This is a genomic window from Providencia sp. PROV201, assembly GCF_028479545.1.
Taxonomy (GTDB): Bacteria; Pseudomonadota; Gammaproteobacteria; order Enterobacterales; family Enterobacteriaceae; genus Providencia; species Providencia huaxiensis.
Map to the genome: position 1 here is coordinate 53,453 of NZ_JAMPNW010000022.1, position 16,101 is coordinate 69,553.

The following is a 16,101-nucleotide window of genomic DNA, read 5'->3' on the forward strand; positions in this document are numbered from 1 at the left end:
AGTTATAGAGGTACTTTATGATTTCTAAAGATATAAGAGGTATAGAGAAGGATGACTCTGATACAGCTAAAAAACGTAAGGCCCAAGTACTAGGTGCGGCAGCTGAGTGCTTCAGCATTAGAGGTTTTCATAAAACGAGCTTAGCCCAAATAGCAGAAAAAGCAAATATGAGTACTGGACATATATACCACTATTTTAAAAGCAAAGAAGATATTATTGCAGAGATTGTGCGAAATGAAAAAAGTGATGCTGACCTTTTTATTGAGAAAGCTCGTCAGGCAGTAAATGACGATGAAGCGATAGATATGTTAATTGAAGATTTTGCCATTGCAGCAGCTATACATAAAAATACACAAAGAGCTTCATTGATGATGGAAACTTTAGCTGAAGCAGCTAGAAACCCATTTATATCAAAAGTGGTTCACAAAGAGAATAAAGAATTTCAAGAGTCAATTTTGGGAATTTTTAAATATAAAAAATCAGAAATGAAATCAAAGCTTGAAATCATTAGTGCAATTTTACATGGGTTATCAGTGAATGCTTTAAGGAACCCTGATATTGATAAAACTCTTGATTTAGATATGCTAAAAAGTGTTGTTAAATTCATATTAAAGGAGGCATAAGAGTAGTTATTATTAAATAATCATTAATAGTATTGATGGGCAATAGCATTGATTTTTTAGACTAAACTATTATCTATTGTGTTAAAAATCTAAGGCTAATTTAAAGTTAGTCTTAGATATAAGAAAGTTAAGTGAGAATAGATTAAAAATTTATACCTCTCATTTTTGTCATGTTGATACAAATAATATTACTAGTTTAAATAAACCTATCGAGTCTTTAATGAATTTGGTGTTCGTGGCTAGAGGTATTTATCAACTGGAGCAGTAATTTAGCTACCATTCCTAGCTGCCTTTTTATAGTCTCTTGTATTTGAATTTTACAAAGTGTTTATAAGCAATGACAGTCTTTGCCGTGCTTCAAGTGTATGGGTTTTACAGCGAATTGGCATATTGTTTAAATGCATGTGTATAAGAATCCAAAACCGAACAGGAACATATACACAATCCTATATAGATTCAGTATCGGACTCTATCAGATGGTTACGGATAATGATTGACTAAAAAGCAGTATAATCATTATAAATCAAGGTGTTTACAGATGAGTACGGACGTCTGGGGACGTTGAGATGACACCGATAATAGAAGTTGAACCTATGACCTAGCATTATAAATAAAGCAATATATATCTATATAATTCCAATAACATAGTTAGTTATTTTTTCTCGATTCAGTAATCCGTTGCTGCAGCCAGTTTTCAACTTCACTCCGTAACCAACGAGAGCTACGTCCTAGTTTGATAGGTTTAGGAAACTCGCCGTCTTGAATTAGCTTATAAAACTGTCCACTTCCCTTTAATTGAGACACACCAATTTAGAGTTTTTTAACTGTTGACGATAGGCCTCCGGTGGGAGGTGATTTAAACTTTCGTGAGTTCGATTTTGGTTATAATCTTGCAGCCAAAACCACGCTAATTCTCGCACTTGGCTTAACGATTCAAATAAATACGCATTTAAAAACTCACGACGGAACGAACCATTAAAACGCTCGATAAACCCATTTTGCTGCGGTTTTCCCGGTTGAATATGGCACAGTAAAATTTGGTTATCTTCACAATAATTCAATAAGTTAACTGAAATGAGTTCAGGACCATTATCGAATCGGATCTGTTTCGGCAACCCTCTTTCGGCTTTTAAACGATCAAGCAACCTGATGACGCGTTCAGCCGGTAATGACGTATCAACCTCAATCGCCAAGCATTCACGCGTTCCTTCATCAATAATGTTGAGAGTTCTGAAGCGCTTACCGCAATATAAACTGTCGTGCATAAAATCCAATGCCCATTGAATATTTGGGAATTTTTCAATCACTAATGGCCTTTTTGATGTATCGGAAGTACTTTTTTACCCCGTCGTTTCAGGTTTAATCCTAATCGACAATAAACGCGATAAATTCGTTTATGATTAAAAGGATAGCCTTGAAATCTCAGTCGAAAATAGCATTTCCAGAATCCCGATTGTGGTGATTTCGCTAACACCGATTGTATGGCATCGATCATTACTTGATCTTTTTTACGCCAATCTATTTGCTGATGGTAAAACGTGGCTCGTGACAACGACGTTAGCTTACAAGCCTTAATGACTTGATTGATAAGCCTGCCTCTTTTAATGATTGAGCACAGGATCTCTTTTCAGCCACTACCAACCCTTTTTTGCGAAAAGCTCCTTCATCGCGTGGTTTTCAAGGCTAACTTCCGCAAAGAGCTTTTTCAGTTTCGCATTTTTATCTTCAAGTTCTTTTAATCGTCTAATATCATTAGCTTCCATGTCACCATACTTTGATTTCCAATTATAATAAGTGGCGTTGCTGATCCCATTTTGGCGGCAAATATCGTCCTCTTTCATACCAGAATCAGCGAGTTTTAAAATATTAACGATTTGAGTTTCAGTAAAACGGGCTTCCTTCATCATGACCTCTGCAATTTTTAAGGCAGAAAATCTAATTATAGCTATCTAATTTTAGAGAAACTGAACGGTTATATTTAAAACATCAACCTTCTAAGGCTCATCTAGATGCTCTATTAAGTTGATTCATGTTTATGTATCTGACTATTTACAATAGGAAACCAAGCAAGATCTTGCATGTTGATTGTGGTTAATAAACTATTTGAAAGTGAGCCTTTCTATATACCCGATAAGAAATAATATCATTTTAGATGATGAAGTCATTCAAAAGATGCCTAAAAATAAGAGTCTCATATTGACGTTTATGATTAGAATCCAGTGCTTATATAGCGTGATGTATCTGAAATTTTTATATTAGCTACGGTATGGTTCATAAACTAAATATTTAGTTTATGAACCATACAATTTTAATATTATTTTATGAATCAATTAGCCATTTATTGCAATGGCTATTTTACCTTTTCTTGTACCAGCTTCAATTAAATCATGAGCCGCAACAATATCGGTTAGCATCATAGTTCGCTCTAATATAGGTTTGATACCACCTTTATCGATGACATCTGCCATATCTGCCAACCTTCTAGCTGATTGAGTCGTAAATACAAAATGAATTTCACCGTTAGCTGACCAACCATTAATCAAGTTTTGCGGTGTTGACATATCGACAATAGAAACAATTTTTCCTGCATGTGCTAGCAAAGCAAGACTGTTTTCTATGGTTTTTTGACCTACAGTATCTAATATAATATCGAAGCCGTTAGGATGGTCATTATAAATTTTCTCGTATAAACCAGCACTCTTATAATCATAGTACTGGTCAGCGCCCAATTGCTTTACAAATCCTTCATTTGTATTATTACAGGTAGTAACCACATGAGCACCAAAATATTTAGCAATTTGTAGAGCATAAACACCAACACCACCACTTCCACCATGAATTAGAACGTTATCACCCGCTTTTAAACGCCCCCTTTCGACTAAACATTCCCAAGCAGTCCCCGCAGATAAAGGTAGTGTAGCAGCCTCTTCAAAAGTGATTGTTGCTGGCTTTTTAGCTATAATTGCCGCTTTCTCAATATGATGGGTAGCATAACTACCTTCATTTTCAAGCAATCTTGGCACATAGTAAACTTCATCACCAACATTTAAGTTTTGGACGTGTTTGCCTACTGCTTCAATAATTCCCGCGCAATCTACACCTAATTTTGCAGGTAACGAAATAGCATCTTTATAGTCACCACGGCGAGTTTGAATATCTACTGGGTTTATGGATGTAGCTTTTATTTTAACAAGTACTTCATCATCTTTCGGCTTCGGTGTTGATTGCTCAACCAGCTCCATAACCTGTGATGCACCGAATTGTTTAATAATTACCGCTTTCATTTTAATCTCCATGTTTGAGTTAAAATGCAGTGTATACATATATGATTCTTTATATAAGTACGCACAATTTTGTAATGTAGTATCATTTTATATACCGAAAAGATAACTAAATAAATGATGATAGCCTTTATAGATATATAATTATCTCTTGCTTTTGACTTCCCTTATTCTGTCTCAGCAGATACGATTTTGAATTATCAGGGTTAAAAAAACATTGCGGTATTGAGAATAAATTGCACTTGACAAATGCAATCAGACTCATAGAATTGCATCATCAACGGTCAATTCTCTGACCCGTAAGCGTTTACGTTAATCAACGCATGTAACTTTGTAAATTACAACGGTTATGTGTTGTTGTGTCGTCACTATACGGAGTCATCTATGTCTTTTCAGGACAAAAATTATATTTTAGGTTTTCCTAAGCTGCCTCAGCGTGCGTTAATCTTTCTGGTTCCTTTTTTCTTATCGCTGGTGATGAGCGGTATTGTTTCTTTTATCAGTACGGTCAAAGCACTGGGCTTTTCCTGGCAACTGGTTTCCCCGTGGCTGACATCATGGAGTATATCTTGGGCTATTGCTTTTCCGACAGTCTTATTTGTTCTGCCGTTTGCCCGTAAATTATCGCGGTTACTGGTCAGAAGCTCATAATTACAAAACCTGACTCACCAGTCATTGCCGAAATTTTTTTCCTTTTCCAGTAATCATCATTTCACGATAGCCCGGTGTGCGGGCCTGCCAGCTCTGTTGCTCACAACAGGTTCGGGCCTATAGTAAATGTACTGGTGCGGGGGGATTTTTGGATAGCGGCTGTTACCTGAATCTAGGTAAGATTAATCATTTATTCGATAACTTCAGTCATGTTTAATCCGGAAAGCTGATAGTAGTGATGACGCCCCTACGGTATACAGATGATTAGTTTTCCGGTGACCAATTTTGCCAGATACGCGCTGGCCATTGACAACTATGGCTAGTCAATGGCATCCAACTTCTCTCAGGAAAGTAATCTGTTCTGTCAGAACCGCTCGAAAACGCCGGCCTTACAGTACTCCTGGAAGCGGCGATTGGCAGAGTTTGATCAGCAAATGCTTGTTGCATTCAGGGCATGCCACTGACAACCTGTTCTGTGCACACGAATAAAATCGCGTTCACTGTGGCACGATTATCCACGCGCTTGCGGTGTGTCCCTAGCGGATGATGAATTTTGTTCTCTGGGAGTATGTAGCCATTTTACCCCAGAGATCACTGCTAATTCGTCACTTTCTGCTTGTCATATTTCGACATCAGGAATTATTTTAACTAAGTGTACGATAATTCCTTTTAGGATAAGTTCTAAAAATAATATTAATCCACATGAGCTTTAAGTTTCCCTATACAAGCCAGGTTAATTATTCTGGAATAATATTGCATAGATTTTTAATGGATATCTAAAATATTTTATTTCTAATTCTTAGCTATTACTGTAACTCTCCGATTGAGCATATTTTTTAGTTTATATTTAGGTGATAGATATTTTACAATACAATAGAGAAACGACACATTTCATGAATGGTACTGTATTTCTATTCATGAAATATATTTATTAAAATAGCCCACGTAAAACAGCAGTTGATACGACACTAATAATTACCACCGGTAATAAGGAAAAACGTGATGTAGCCACAATTGATATTACAAGTGCTAACAAATTTACTGGGGACGAAGTAGCAAAATATGGAGTGATTACAGTCAACAGTACACAGCCCGGAACAGCTTCGATAATTTGCTGTATTTTCGGGCTCAGATTACGATTACGTAGAATTATATAACCAGCGCAACGGATCGCAAAAGTACTGAAAGCCATTAGTAAGATAGTGAATAAAACTTGTAAACTCAATTCTTGTCTCCCATCAGAAGTATTGTAGCGAATCCAGCGGCCACTCCAACAGGTACATATAAGGCATTTGAAATAAATTGGTATGTTACGGTAGCACATATTAGGCTGACAACCCATGGTATTGATGCTCTAAGGCCCTTCCACATCCCCTTGAGTAAGACAAAAAAAACAGCAGGAAATGCCATATCGAAGCCCCAAGTAGTGATATCACCCAACATAGGTCCAACGATTACTCCAGCTATTGTTGAAATGGCCCAAGTCAACCACATAGCTCCAGCTAAACCTATATAAAACCAGCCACTAAATGGAGTTAGACCACTCGCTTTTCTGCGAGCTGCATCGGCCATTCCCAATGCCCAACTTTCATCACTCATAGCGAACAGTGTAGGGAGCGCTTTTTTTGGCGGTAAATGGTAAATTAATGGTGCAAAGGTAATGCCCATGATTAGATAACGACTATTTACCAGTATCGTGATCAGGACGATTGTTAGTATATTGGGCATTGGTGACCATATCGGCATAACCGCGAATTCAGAACCACCTCCAAAGTTGAGACCTGTCATCATTCCCATTTCTAGTGGGGATATCCCTTTTTGTGCGGCCTGTGTTCCTAGAAGCAAACCAAAAGGAATATAACCAATTAATACTGGCAATGCATAGATAAGTCCCCGATATATTTCTTTCACTATTGAAGCATAAGAGTTACTATACAGTTTATTTTTAAGCATATGATAACCTTAATGAATATAATTTTTTGCTCAACCAACTGATTAGTCTGTATACGGTAAATAATCATTAATTAAGTTTTTAGTTGTGAAATAATTTGAACTATTGTTTATTGAAGTACCCACTAAAATACTACAAGCAAATATAAAAATTTTTTTGCCAAGTCATCTGCGGTAAAAGATAAACGGATAGAATATTTATCCATTCCTTAAACGAATCCCATACTGCTCTCATTATTTTCAATACACTAAAAATTCAATAATATTATAGTGTTATCCTGTTTAAATCATACGAACTTGGGAGTATTTAATAACTTAATGGTTTGTTCATTATCACTTTTTGTAGAAGCAAATATCGAGATATTTCGATATCTGGATTTTAAAATGTAAATTACAATTCCTCTTTAATAAGCTCAGCTAACGAACTGATATTTGCTTCATTCCGCTTATAGTAAGTCCACTGACCTATTCGCCTAACTTCAACTAAACCCGCTCGTTGCAGAGTTGCAAGATAATCAGACACTGTTGACTGTGATAACCCAACATATTCCTGAATACTACTAACACAAACTCCTACAGTGTTAAAATCGCCTTCATCCTGTGGAGGGAAATTTTTTTCAGGCTCCTTTAAACCATTCAAAATTTCAAGACGAGTCGAGTTCGCAAGAGCTTTAAATATTTTCAATAGATCCATGATATAAAATGCCTTGAATAGATTTATGATGTATCATGATATCGATATTTACCGATATGTCAATATGAAATGTATAAGGCTTGGTGTAAAAGTCAAGGAGGTGATTTAAAATCAATTTCTTACTTATAAGCGCTATTATTATTGGAAAGAATTTGGATATTGGCATTGCAATCTTTATTGTTGGGTTCAAAAAAGATTTATATAGAGAATATCCTTTACATAATTAAACGGCATTTATAATGTATAGTCTTTTTGTATATCAATGGAGAAATCGAATGAATTATGATGAACCTTATGGGTGTTCCGTTACCACTACCTTGAAAGTTATTGGGGGTAGATGGAAACCAATAATTTTATTTCATTTACTCGAAAATGAAACTTGTCGGTTTAACGCATTAAAAAGGATGATCAATGGCATTACACAGCGAATGCTAACAATGCAACTTAAAGAGCTAGTTGAGGATGGTATAGTGACGAGAACAGTATTCGAAATTGTCCCTCCACATGTTGAATATTCCCTTACTGAATATGGAAATACATTAACCCCTTTGTTGGTTTTGATGAGAGACTGGGGAGCCAAACACGCCGAAAGAGGTGAAACTCAGTAAACTGAGGTGCTAATTAACACCTCAATTTTATTGTTTTTTCTTACGCTCTCTAAATGCAGCAACTTTCATACGGTTTCCACATGTTGACATACTACACCAGCGGCGACGGTGAGATTTAGTTAAATCTAAAAAATATAAGACGCAGTCGGATGCTTCACATTGCCGAATGTATTGCATGTTTTCATGAGTAAGTAAGTACAACATTGAACTAATAACAGGCTCTAATATTGAGAGAGAGCTTTTAACTCAGCATTTTTTTAGCAGTATGAATTTTTTATTATCATTATCCCAATCTAATTGTTCGAGAAATTGAACTTCATCTAAGAGATGGTTAAACGCTGACAACTTGGGGGGCTGACCATTGAGTAATTGGTCAATAATATTTTTTAGTTCCGTCCTTAATTGCTTGGAAATTACCATTAAATCTATAGGTATGACATTAGGTGACTCCTTTAATTGCCCCACTTGTTCTAGCCAACTTATAACACTTTGATTATTAGCCAAAACATCTTTATCTATTCCATTCTCACTATACTGGGTATTTATAAAATCTAGTGCTACATTTCCTGAAAGAAATAGCGGAGAAGCCTGAATGGTATTTGGCATAGCTTAACCTAACCTTCAAATCTGATTTTAATGGTTACGTGAGGTTGTTATGAAAATAAAACCAAATACAGAATTGCAAAGTCATTATCGATATGAGCAAGTAGGGGATATGAATATTTTTTATCGCGAAGCTGGAAGTCCAAGCAATAAAAAAGTATTGTTACTTCATGGCTTTGCAGCATCATCTTTTATGTTCCGTAATTTAATTCCACAACTAGCAGCAAAATATCATGTTATCTCCGCCAAACGCAGTTTCTGAATTTCTCTCAAAGTCTATATTTTCCTTTTAAATCAATAAGATTAATCATCTCGGAGTCTGTCTGATTCTCCCCATGTTTACTGGTTTATACCCCTGTTTGGGGGCAAAATTGGGGGCATAATTTTTCCCTATTTTTTGGATGCCCCCACGATGAAGCCTTACGCCCGCCAGGTAGCGGCCTCAAGGCCAATGGTAACCCCCTATAAAATGACCGATGGAGGGGAGCGAGGTTAACACCAATGGATCGAAGGCTTCTGTCTGTTCGTTGTTTGCTAAACTCGTGTACGTGATATAAGTTATCGAGAGCATAAATCAAAGGTGAGCGAGTTTACATTCGTTCAATTAATAGCATTGTGATGATATTAAACTGAATAAAGCGCCGTGGGTAATGACTGAAAAAATGCATGAATATTTTTCTTGCAAAGAAAGAATATAGATAATAGTAGTATATTGTTTTTTCATAAAATAATGTGCTTGCTACCTATTTGCTGGTGGCCTTATTTTTTTGTTAAATATGCTATATTGTTGTTCATATTTTATGCATAACGTATAGAGAGCGGAGGCAATTTGATGAGCGACAATCTTCCTGAAGCACCACAGGGCGAATTTGTTTTGTTCCGCAGTGAAGATGGCCAAACTCACGTTGAATGCCGCTTTGAGTCTGATACGCTGTGGTTATCTCAGGCATCCATTGCTGAACTGTATGGAAAAGATGTTCGTACAATTAACGAACATCTTGTTAATATTTTTTCTGAAGGGGAACTTGCTCAAAACGCAACCATCCGGAAATTCCGGATAGTTCGATTAGAGGGAAATCGTCAGGTCTCCAGAGAGATCGACCATTACAGCTTACCTGCCATTCTTGCTGTCGGTTACCGCGTCCGTTCGGTTCGCGGTACGCAGTTTCGTCAATGGGCAACGCAAACACTGGAGCAGTATCTGGTCAAAGGGTTTGTGATGGATGATGAACGACTGAAGAACCCGCCTGTCGGTCAGTCAGTCGTGCCTGATTACTTTGATGAGATGCTCGAACGCATCCGTGATATTCGCGCCAGTGAGCGACGTGTGTATTTACGGGTGAAAGATATATTCACTATGGCAGTGGATTACGAGCCTTCCAATAAAGAAACCAATCGTTTCTTCCAAACCATTCAAAACAAACTGCATTTTGCTTGTACTGGCATGACTGCTGCTGAGCTTATAGCCAGTCGTGCAGATGCTAGCCAGCCGGATATGGGCTTAACCAGCTATAAGTCGGACGAAGTTCGTAAAACGGATGTGACGATTGCGAAGAATTATCTACGTGAAAATGAGCTCAAAGAATTAAACCGTATCGTCAATATGTGGCTCGACTTTGCCGAAGACCAAGCACTGCGCCGTAAGCAGGTTTTCTTACAGGATTGGGATACCAAGCTGGATCAGTTTTTAAGTTTCAATGAGCGTGAAGTTTTGCAGGGTGCTGGTGGGATTAGTAAGAAAATTGCTGACGAAAAAGCCAAAGAAATGTTTGATATTTATGCTCAAAAGCGTCGCCAATTAAAAGAAGCTGAAGGGGCAAGGGCGAATATTGCGGCGTTGAAAGACTTATTGAAAAAAAGTAAATAAAAGAAGCCGCTTGCTAGTTTTTGCGTAATGTTTTGCTCCCTAGTCTTTTATCAGGATAACTAAGGGGTTGAAGTGGGTAAGTCACACACACAAGCTTATGAATCATTCAAGCTGTTGGAAGAACAAAAATATGAAACAAGGGCAACTCATATTTTCGATTGTGAACCAAGTTTGGCAGTATTTTTGTTATTGATTGCCTCAACTCAGGACTCCCTAAAAGGATCGATTTTTTAACTAAAAAAGAATAGTGATGTACAGAAGAATAGAGGAAGGAAATGATTGTTTCTAAAAACCTATCACTCAAAAACCAATCTGGGGGCATTAATGGGGGTACTGCTATTTAGCCAACTCCATAAACTCATTTAATATCAACGCCATTACCCACATAGTGCGACTCCTTTGTTCCGATACCTTATTGCTTCTACAAAAGCCATAAAAGCGGGTGAGGATTGGCGACGGTTTGGGTAATACAGATGGAAACCTTCAAAGTAAGGGCTATAATCGATTAATACAGCCTGTAACTTACCGTCGGCAATATAAGGCTCTGCTAAATGTTCAGGAATATAGGCTATTCCCATTCCATCAAGTGCTGCATTTAACTGGTGTAGTGTACTATTGAAAACGAGTTGCCCATCCACCTTTATACTCGTTGTACGGCCATCTTGTTTAAATTCCCATGCATAAATAGCCCCCGCAGCACGATGGCGAATATTGATACATTGATGTTCAGATAAGTCGTTAGGAAATAAAGGCTTAGGGTGCTGTTTAAAATAGTCAGGTGAAGCGACAGCAATTAAGCGCCAATCTGGCCCAATGCGAACTGCTATCATGTCTTTATTGATATCATCGCCAATTCGAATTCCTGCATCGAAACGCTCTTCAACAATGTTTGTAAAACCATAGTCCACATATATTTCTATTGTGATATCAGGATATTTTTGTAAAAAATTATTCAATATTGGTCGAATATAAATTTCTATTTGGTCATCGGTACAACTTAAGCGAATAGTTCCTCTAGGGCTGTCTCGTAACTCACTTAATGCATTAAGTTCAATATCAATCTGTTCAAATAATGGGTGGATGGCATTCATTAGCTGTGCGCCAGCCTCTGTCACTGAAACATTTCGGGTTGTTCTTGCGAGAAGCCGGATCCCTAAGCGTTCTTCCAAAAGTCGAATTGTATGGCTCAATGCCGAAGGCGTCACACCCAGTCTTGCGGCCGCTTTTGTAAAACTTTGCTCTTGAGCAATGATAAGAAAAGCGTGCAAGTCATTCATTTTACCTTTCATCATTAATGAATTTTTCTCACAAGTTTATGAAGATTATACCCACTAATTAAATTATTACCTGTATGACATGATGATGTCCATTAAATATCGTAGGTACATAGGCGAATATAACTGATGGATAATGTCATTTTTCAAAAGCGAAATTTTCCTGAAAGAGCGAATTGGAGTGCAGTTTTTGCCATGACGCTATGTGTTTTTGTATTGATTGCCTCAGAATTTATGCCTGTGAGCTTGTTAACGCCGTTAGCGCTTGATTTTCAGGTAACTGAAGGCATGGCAGGACAAGGTATTACGATCTCAGGAATATTTGCTGTCATAACGAGTTTATTTATTTCTGCGCTGACTCGTCATTTAAATCGTAAAACTTTATTGCTCGGGCTCGCGTTCTTAATGGGGCTGTCAGGTGCAATGATTGCTTTGGCTCCTAATTATTATGTTTATATGGTTGGCCGTGCGCTAATCGGTGTTGTTGTTGGCAGTTTTTGGTCTATGTCTGCCGCGATAGCAATGCGCCTTGTACCGATAGATCAAGTTTCTAAGGCACTGGCTATTTTCAATAGCGGCAATGCACTAGCAACGGTTATTGCTGCACCTTTAGGGGCTTATCTAGGCTCAACTATTGGGTGGAGAGGGGCATTTTTAGGCTTAGTACCTATCGCGATTGCAACTATTGTGTGGTTATGGGTGAGTTTACCCTCAATGCCAACTGCTCCGAATAGCCATCAAAATACGCCTCAGATTCTCAGTATTTTTAGCTTTTTTAAATACCGGGTTGTCACACTGGGTATGCTTGCTATCGGTCTATTTTTTATGGGGCAATTTACCTTATTTACCTATGTGCGCCCTTTTCTTGAGACCGTGGTAAAAGTCGATATCTCGATGGTGACATTTATCTTGTTACTTATTGGTATTACTGGATTTATCGGAACTTTACTGATTAATCGTGTATTAAAAATAGGGTTCTATCAAATATTAATCACGATTCCATTATTGATGGCCAGTATTGCTGTATCACTTATTTTCTTTGGCTATTCCACTCTTACTGCCACCGTATTATTGAGTCTTTGGGGGTTTATCGCGACTGCCGCGCCTGTTGGTTGGTGGAGCTGGATACCTCGAATATTTTCAAATAACACAGAAGCAGGAGGGGGGTTGATGGTCGCAGTGATCCAACTTTCCATTGCCTCAGGTGCTTCGGTGGGAGGCATAGTATTTGATTTGATGGGCTATGAAAGTACTTTTGCAATCAGTGCGTTATTTCTTGTAGTTGCAGCAATACTTGTTCAGTGCACAGCAAAGGCTGAAAAGGAAACATAACCCATGGGCTGGAATATTACCAAAACAAGCGGTGATAGAGCTTTTCCAAAGAAATGACTAAAAGAGGATGTACATTATGGATCATGAACGTAGAGATTTATTGAAATTAACGGGGGCAAGTATTGCTGTTGCAGGTATGGCATCGATAATTACAGCGCCAGTATTAGCGCAACCAAATACAAATTTCAGTGAGCTATGGGATAAAACCTTTGTAAAAAGTGATAAGGTTGAACATAAAAAAGTCACATTCAAAAATCGTTATGGTTTAGCCTTAGTCGGAGATTTATATCAACCTAAACATAGTGGTGGATTATTTTCTGCGATTGTATTGAGTGGTCCATTTGGCGCAGTAAAAGAGCAGTCTTCGGGGTTGTATGCGCAAACATTAGCAGAGCGTGGTTTTATTACTCTCGCATTTGATCCCTCTTTTACGGGGGAAAGTGGTGGTGAGCCTCGAAATGTTGCTTCTGCGGATATCAATACGGAAGATTTTAGTGCGGCTGTTGATTTTTTAGGTCTACAGCCAAATGTTGACCGTAATCGTATTGGGGTGCTAGCTATTTGTGGATTAAGTGGTATGGCTTTAACCGCAGCGAGTAGCGATTCACGTATTAAAGCCGTAGCGACGGCATCAATGTACGATATGTCTCGCAGTATTAGCCGCGGGTACCAAGATAGTTACACCATTGAAGAACGACATAAAGTGATTGATTATCTTAGCCAGCAGCGCTGGAAAGATGCAAAAAATGGACACTATGCTTTAGGTTACCATGAGGTGCCATTCGATGAAGATGGCAATATTATCGAGGGGCAACGTGTTTTACCGGAGACTTTGCCAGAGAATGCACTGCCTGTATTAGCCGCATTTTTTGATTATTACCGTACTCCTCGAGGTTTTCATCCTCGTTCAATTAACTCAACAACCGCGTGGACAGCAACAACGCCTATATCTTTTTTTAATTTTCCAATGCATACCAATATTGAAATGATATCACCAAGACCAATTTTGCTGATTGCGGGGGAAAATGCACATTCTCGTTATTATTCAGAAGATGTGTACAAAGTGGCTTCAGAACCTAAAGAACTCTTGATTATTCCAAATGCTGATCATGTTGATTTATATGATAATCCAAGCAAGATCCCTTTCGATAAACTCACTGTTTTCTTTCAACAGAATTTATAAATATAGTAGCGCATTATTTTTTAGTAAAATAATGTGCTTGCTGTCAGTTACCGCGTTCGATCTGTTGGTGGCACTCAATTTCGCCAGTAGGTAATACAGAAACAGTATCTGATCAAAGAGGGGATGATTAACGGTTGAATTACTGGCTAGCGGTTCATAATCACGAAAAGTGTATTAAGAACCTTCCAGTATTCGTTAGGTATTGCAGACTTTAATTGGGATGATTTTTAACTAAAAATCAGTTTTAGCAAAACCCGTCATAACATCCAGTTCCATTTCACGGCCTAATGCCGTCATTGGATGGACGATTATTAAGCCTCGCACTGACTTTTTCAGTTTGCCAAGGTCGGCTTGTTCTTTCTTAGTGATGGGGCGCTTGAATGGCATATCTACAAGCTTTTGCGCTTCTTTGCTTAGTTTTTTGTTACGCAGCGCTTTCAGGCGAGCGATTTCAATTTCCAGTGTCGCTTTTTCTTTCTCTAGCTCTGAATGTTTTTCTACTTCACTCGTCAGCTGCATACTTGCCATCTGGTGACGAATAAGGTCTAAACGGTCGCTAAGAAGTTTAATTTGTGTTTTTTCAATTTCTTTCATTGTTCATTAACCGTGGATAAATTTCTTGCTGGCAAGTATACACTATTCTAGATAAGGGGGGAAAAGGGATACAGGCTAATGTTCATGTGAGGCTACCTTTATCGTTCATGCAATGAAAACAATATAACTACCTTATAAATCAATTTCCACTCAACTATTCATCATATTTCGTTTTTTATATCCTAGTGACATCATGATTAAGTTGTTGCATTTCGGTATCATCACTGACTTTTCTGACATATTATATTTAATTTTCTGGAAAATTATTATTTTTAGTTAATTTATCGTTGGTATATAGCGAAATATAATGAGGTATAGATGAGATCATAATGACTAAACGTAAATTTATTACACGTACAGAAGTTAATTCTTTATTGGATGCTACAAAGCAAGGTCGCTATCCTAATCGAGACTATTGCTTGTTATTAATGAGCTTTCTGCATGGATTAAGAGTTAGTGAGCTCACTCATATCACAATGGCTGATATTGATTTGGCGCAGAAAGTGATATTTATTAGGAGACTAAAAGGAGGGCTGTCTACCGTACAGCCTATAATCCCCGAAGAGTTTAATGCGATTGAAAAATGGCTAGTTGAAAGAGATTCTTGGAAAACAGCAGGGTCAGATTGTTTATTCATTTCACAAAAGGGAAGCCAAATTTCTCGTTATCAAATTTATCGCTTATTTGAGCAGTATGGGAAAATTGCAGGGCTTCCTGTAAAGCTTCATCCTCATATGCTAAGGCATGCATGCGGCTATGCTTTAGCTGATTTGGGTAGGGACACTCGATTAATCCAAGATTATTTAGGACATCGAAATATCGCCCATACTGTAATTTATACTGCTAGTAATGAAAAAAGATTTAGTGGTATTTGGTCGAATCAATAAGTAATTTAATGAGTTGTGTCAACATAAAGCTAACGCTAAACATAATAATATGAACTAAACATCAAGAATACCTCGGTTATTTAGGTGATTGATTTTATAAAACTGAGGTATTCTTATGCATATTAAGGGCAATGATTATTTTTAAACCCATAAATAGCATACTCAAATAATTTATTTTCCAGTCACTAAAAACAAAATTAGTTAATAATTTTATTTATTCTTTTTTTTTTGAATTATCATGATTTAATTACTCAAATTAAGAGTGTCAGCAAATCACTTTCGTGGTTAACTAATTATTATCATATTTTAATCATTTTCTTCACAATAATAGTCTATTTTTGATTATCCAATAAAGCCGCTCTGTGAAACGGCACGATGTAAGTGAAATCATTTAGATGATAAATTCATATTTTTGGTTTTTGTAAGTTAAAAACCTTTAATTGATGTTTTAAAATACAGCAATATAAAATATAACAAAAAAATTAATCAATTATCAATAATAATCAATTGGATAAATAAAATACCTATGAAAATCAATGCATAATGCAACATAA

The 16,101-nt window shown here is 37.2% G+C and carries 15 protein-coding genes and 4 pseudogenes; 8 read left to right on the plus strand and 11 right to left on the minus strand.

Annotated elements, in window-relative coordinates:
* Positions 1 to 17: 17 nt before the first annotated feature.
* Positions 18 to 623, plus strand: a complete 606-nt coding sequence (locus PR809_RS16315) for a TetR/AcrR family transcriptional regulator (RefSeq protein ID WP_102140579.1) — start codon at positions 18 to 20, stop codon at positions 621 to 623.
* 648 nt (positions 624 to 1,271) lie between these two features.
* Here the strand turns inward: PR809_RS16315 and PR809_RS16320 are convergent.
* The 3 genes and pseudogenes from PR809_RS16320 to PR809_RS16330 all read right to left on the minus strand — a co-directional run.
* A pseudogene (locus PR809_RS16320) lies at positions 1,272 to 1,400 on the minus strand (helix-turn-helix transcriptional regulator); the annotation flags it as partial.
* A 14-nt stretch (positions 1,401 to 1,414) separates the two neighbouring features.
* Positions 1,415 to 2,527: pseudogene (locus PR809_RS16325) on the minus strand (IS3 family transposase).
* A 426-nt stretch (positions 2,528 to 2,953) separates the two neighbouring features.
* Positions 2,954 to 3,907, minus strand: a complete 954-nt coding sequence (locus PR809_RS16330; RefSeq protein ID WP_102140581.1) for a zinc-binding dehydrogenase — start codon at positions 3,905 to 3,907, stop codon at positions 2,954 to 2,956.
* Between the two features lie 381 nt (positions 3,908 to 4,288).
* On the opposite strand from PR809_RS16330, the gene PR809_RS16335 reads away from it, so the two are divergent.
* A complete protein-coding gene (locus PR809_RS16335; RefSeq protein ID WP_206277054.1) occupies positions 4,289 to 4,555 on the plus strand; it encodes a DUF2798 domain-containing protein in 267 nt (88 codons plus the stop codon).
* A 367-nt stretch (positions 4,556 to 4,922) separates the two neighbouring features.
* Here the strand turns inward: PR809_RS16335 and PR809_RS16340 are convergent.
* From PR809_RS16340 to PR809_RS16355, 4 genes and pseudogenes are all read right to left on the minus strand, one after another.
* Positions 4,923 to 5,133: pseudogene (locus PR809_RS16340) on the minus strand (transposase); the annotation flags it as partial.
* Between the two features lie 353 nt (positions 5,134 to 5,486).
* A complete protein-coding gene (locus PR809_RS16345) occupies positions 5,487 to 5,780 on the minus strand; it encodes an AzlD family protein (protein ID WP_241098810.1) in 294 nt (97 codons plus the stop codon).
* A complete protein-coding gene (locus tag PR809_RS16350) occupies positions 5,777 to 6,508 on the minus strand; it encodes an AzlC family ABC transporter permease (protein ID WP_102140584.1) in 732 nt (243 codons plus the stop codon). Before PR809_RS16350 ends, PR809_RS16345 begins: the two co-directional genes overlap by 4 nt.
* Positions 6,509 to 6,896: 388 nt before the next feature.
* Positions 6,897 to 7,199, minus strand: coding sequence for an ArsR/SmtB family transcription factor (locus tag PR809_RS16355; RefSeq protein ID WP_102140585.1), 303 nt, complete (start codon positions 7,197 to 7,199; stop codon positions 6,897 to 6,899).
* Between the two features lie 275 nt (positions 7,200 to 7,474).
* On the opposite strand from PR809_RS16355, the gene PR809_RS16360 reads away from it, so the two are divergent.
* The gene (locus PR809_RS16360) at positions 7,475 to 7,807 is read left to right on the plus strand and encodes a winged helix-turn-helix transcriptional regulator (RefSeq protein WP_206277028.1); all 333 of its coding nucleotides are present in this window, start codon (positions 7,475 to 7,477) and stop codon (positions 7,805 to 7,807) included.
* A 27-nt stretch (positions 7,808 to 7,834) separates the two neighbouring features.
* Here PR809_RS16360 and PR809_RS20140 read toward each other — a convergent pair whose 3' ends face one another.
* Positions 7,835 to 8,011, minus strand: coding sequence for a CGNR zinc finger domain-containing protein (locus tag PR809_RS20140; protein WP_206277027.1), 177 nt, complete (start codon positions 8,009 to 8,011; stop codon positions 7,835 to 7,837).
* Between the two features lie 42 nt (positions 8,012 to 8,053).
* Positions 8,054 to 8,413 carry an ABATE domain-containing protein gene (locus PR809_RS16365; RefSeq protein WP_206277026.1) on the minus strand — a complete coding sequence of 120 codons (360 nt, stop codon included), beginning with the start codon at positions 8,411 to 8,413 and terminating at the stop codon, positions 8,054 to 8,056.
* A 49-nt stretch (positions 8,414 to 8,462) separates the two neighbouring features.
* Between PR809_RS16365 and PR809_RS16370 the strand changes: the two are divergent.
* Together PR809_RS16370 and PR809_RS16375 are read left to right on the plus strand one after the other, a co-directional pair.
* Positions 8,463 to 8,654, plus strand: a pseudogene (locus tag PR809_RS16370) (alpha/beta fold hydrolase); the annotation flags it as partial.
* A 588-nt stretch (positions 8,655 to 9,242) separates the two neighbouring features.
* Positions 9,243 to 10,277, plus strand: a complete 1,035-nt coding sequence (locus PR809_RS16375; RefSeq protein WP_206277025.1) for a virulence RhuM family protein — start codon at positions 9,243 to 9,245, stop codon at positions 10,275 to 10,277.
* Positions 10,278 to 10,654: 377 nt separating this feature from the next.
* Here PR809_RS16375 and PR809_RS16380 read toward each other — a convergent pair whose 3' ends face one another.
* Positions 10,655 to 11,569: a LysR family transcriptional regulator gene (locus PR809_RS16380; RefSeq protein WP_206277024.1), complete on the minus strand. Its 915-nt coding sequence runs from the start codon at positions 11,567 to 11,569 to the stop codon at positions 10,655 to 10,657.
* A 111-nt stretch (positions 11,570 to 11,680) separates the two neighbouring features.
* On the opposite strand from PR809_RS16380, the gene PR809_RS16385 reads away from it, so the two are divergent.
* Both PR809_RS16385 and PR809_RS16390 read left to right on the plus strand, forming a co-directional pair.
* On the plus strand, positions 11,681 to 12,883 hold the full coding sequence (locus tag PR809_RS16385; RefSeq protein WP_206277023.1) for an MFS transporter: 1,203 nt from the start codon (positions 11,681 to 11,683) through the stop codon (positions 12,881 to 12,883).
* Between the two features lie 67 nt (positions 12,884 to 12,950).
* Positions 12,951 to 14,066, plus strand: a complete 1,116-nt coding sequence (locus PR809_RS16390) for an alpha/beta hydrolase (RefSeq protein WP_206277022.1) — start codon at positions 12,951 to 12,953, stop codon at positions 14,064 to 14,066.
* Between the two features lie 231 nt (positions 14,067 to 14,297).
* Here the strand turns inward: PR809_RS16390 and PR809_RS16395 are convergent, their stop codons facing one another.
* Entirely contained in the window at positions 14,298 to 14,660 is a 363-nt protein-coding gene (locus PR809_RS16395) for a YibL family ribosome-associated protein (protein WP_102140591.1), read from the minus strand.
* A 329-nt stretch (positions 14,661 to 14,989) separates the two neighbouring features.
* Here PR809_RS16395 and PR809_RS16400 point away from each other — a divergent pair, with 329 nt between their 5' ends.
* On the plus strand, positions 14,990 to 15,547 hold the full coding sequence (locus tag PR809_RS16400) for a tyrosine-type DNA invertase (RefSeq protein ID WP_102140592.1): 558 nt from the start codon (positions 14,990 to 14,992) through the stop codon (positions 15,545 to 15,547).
* Positions 15,548 to 16,101: the final 554 nt, after the last annotated feature.

Excerpts from the sequence above, each read along its gene's own strand:
- PR809_RS16315 (WP_102140579.1), top strand. The coding sequence starts at position 18 with ATGATTTCTAAAGATATAAGAGGTATAGAGAAGGATGACTCTGATACA.
- PR809_RS16330 (WP_102140581.1), bottom strand. The coding sequence starts at position 3,907 with ATGAAAGCGGTAATTATTAAACAATTCGGTGCATCACAGGTTATGGAG.
- PR809_RS16335 (WP_206277054.1), top strand. The coding sequence starts at position 4,289 with ATGTCTTTTCAGGACAAAAATTATATTTTAGGTTTTCCTAAGCTGCCT.
- PR809_RS16350 (WP_102140584.1), bottom strand. The coding sequence starts at position 6,508 with ATGCTTAAAAATAAACTGTATAGTAACTCTTATGCTTCAATAGTGAAA.
- PR809_RS16355 (WP_102140585.1), bottom strand. The coding sequence starts at position 7,199 with ATGGATCTATTGAAAATATTTAAAGCTCTTGCGAACTCGACTCGTCTT.
- PR809_RS16360 (WP_206277028.1), top strand. The coding sequence starts at position 7,475 with ATGAATTATGATGAACCTTATGGGTGTTCCGTTACCACTACCTTGAAA.
- PR809_RS20140 (WP_206277027.1), bottom strand. The coding sequence starts at position 8,011 with ATGTTGTACTTACTTACTCATGAAAACATGCAATACATTCGGCAATGT.
- PR809_RS16365 (WP_206277026.1), bottom strand. The coding sequence starts at position 8,413 with ATGCCAAATACCATTCAGGCTTCTCCGCTATTTCTTTCAGGAAATGTA.
- PR809_RS16375 (WP_206277025.1), top strand. The coding sequence starts at position 9,243 with ATGAGCGACAATCTTCCTGAAGCACCACAGGGCGAATTTGTTTTGTTC.
- PR809_RS16380 (WP_206277024.1), bottom strand. The coding sequence starts at position 11,569 with ATGATGAAAGGTAAAATGAATGACTTGCACGCTTTTCTTATCATTGCT.
- PR809_RS16385 (WP_206277023.1), top strand. The coding sequence starts at position 11,681 with ATGGATAATGTCATTTTTCAAAAGCGAAATTTTCCTGAAAGAGCGAAT.
- PR809_RS16390 (WP_206277022.1), top strand. The coding sequence starts at position 12,951 with ATGTACATTATGGATCATGAACGTAGAGATTTATTGAAATTAACGGGG.
- PR809_RS16395 (WP_102140591.1), bottom strand. The coding sequence starts at position 14,660 with ATGAAAGAAATTGAAAAAACACAAATTAAACTTCTTAGCGACCGTTTA.
- PR809_RS16400 (WP_102140592.1), top strand. The coding sequence starts at position 14,990 with ATGACTAAACGTAAATTTATTACACGTACAGAAGTTAATTCTTTATTG.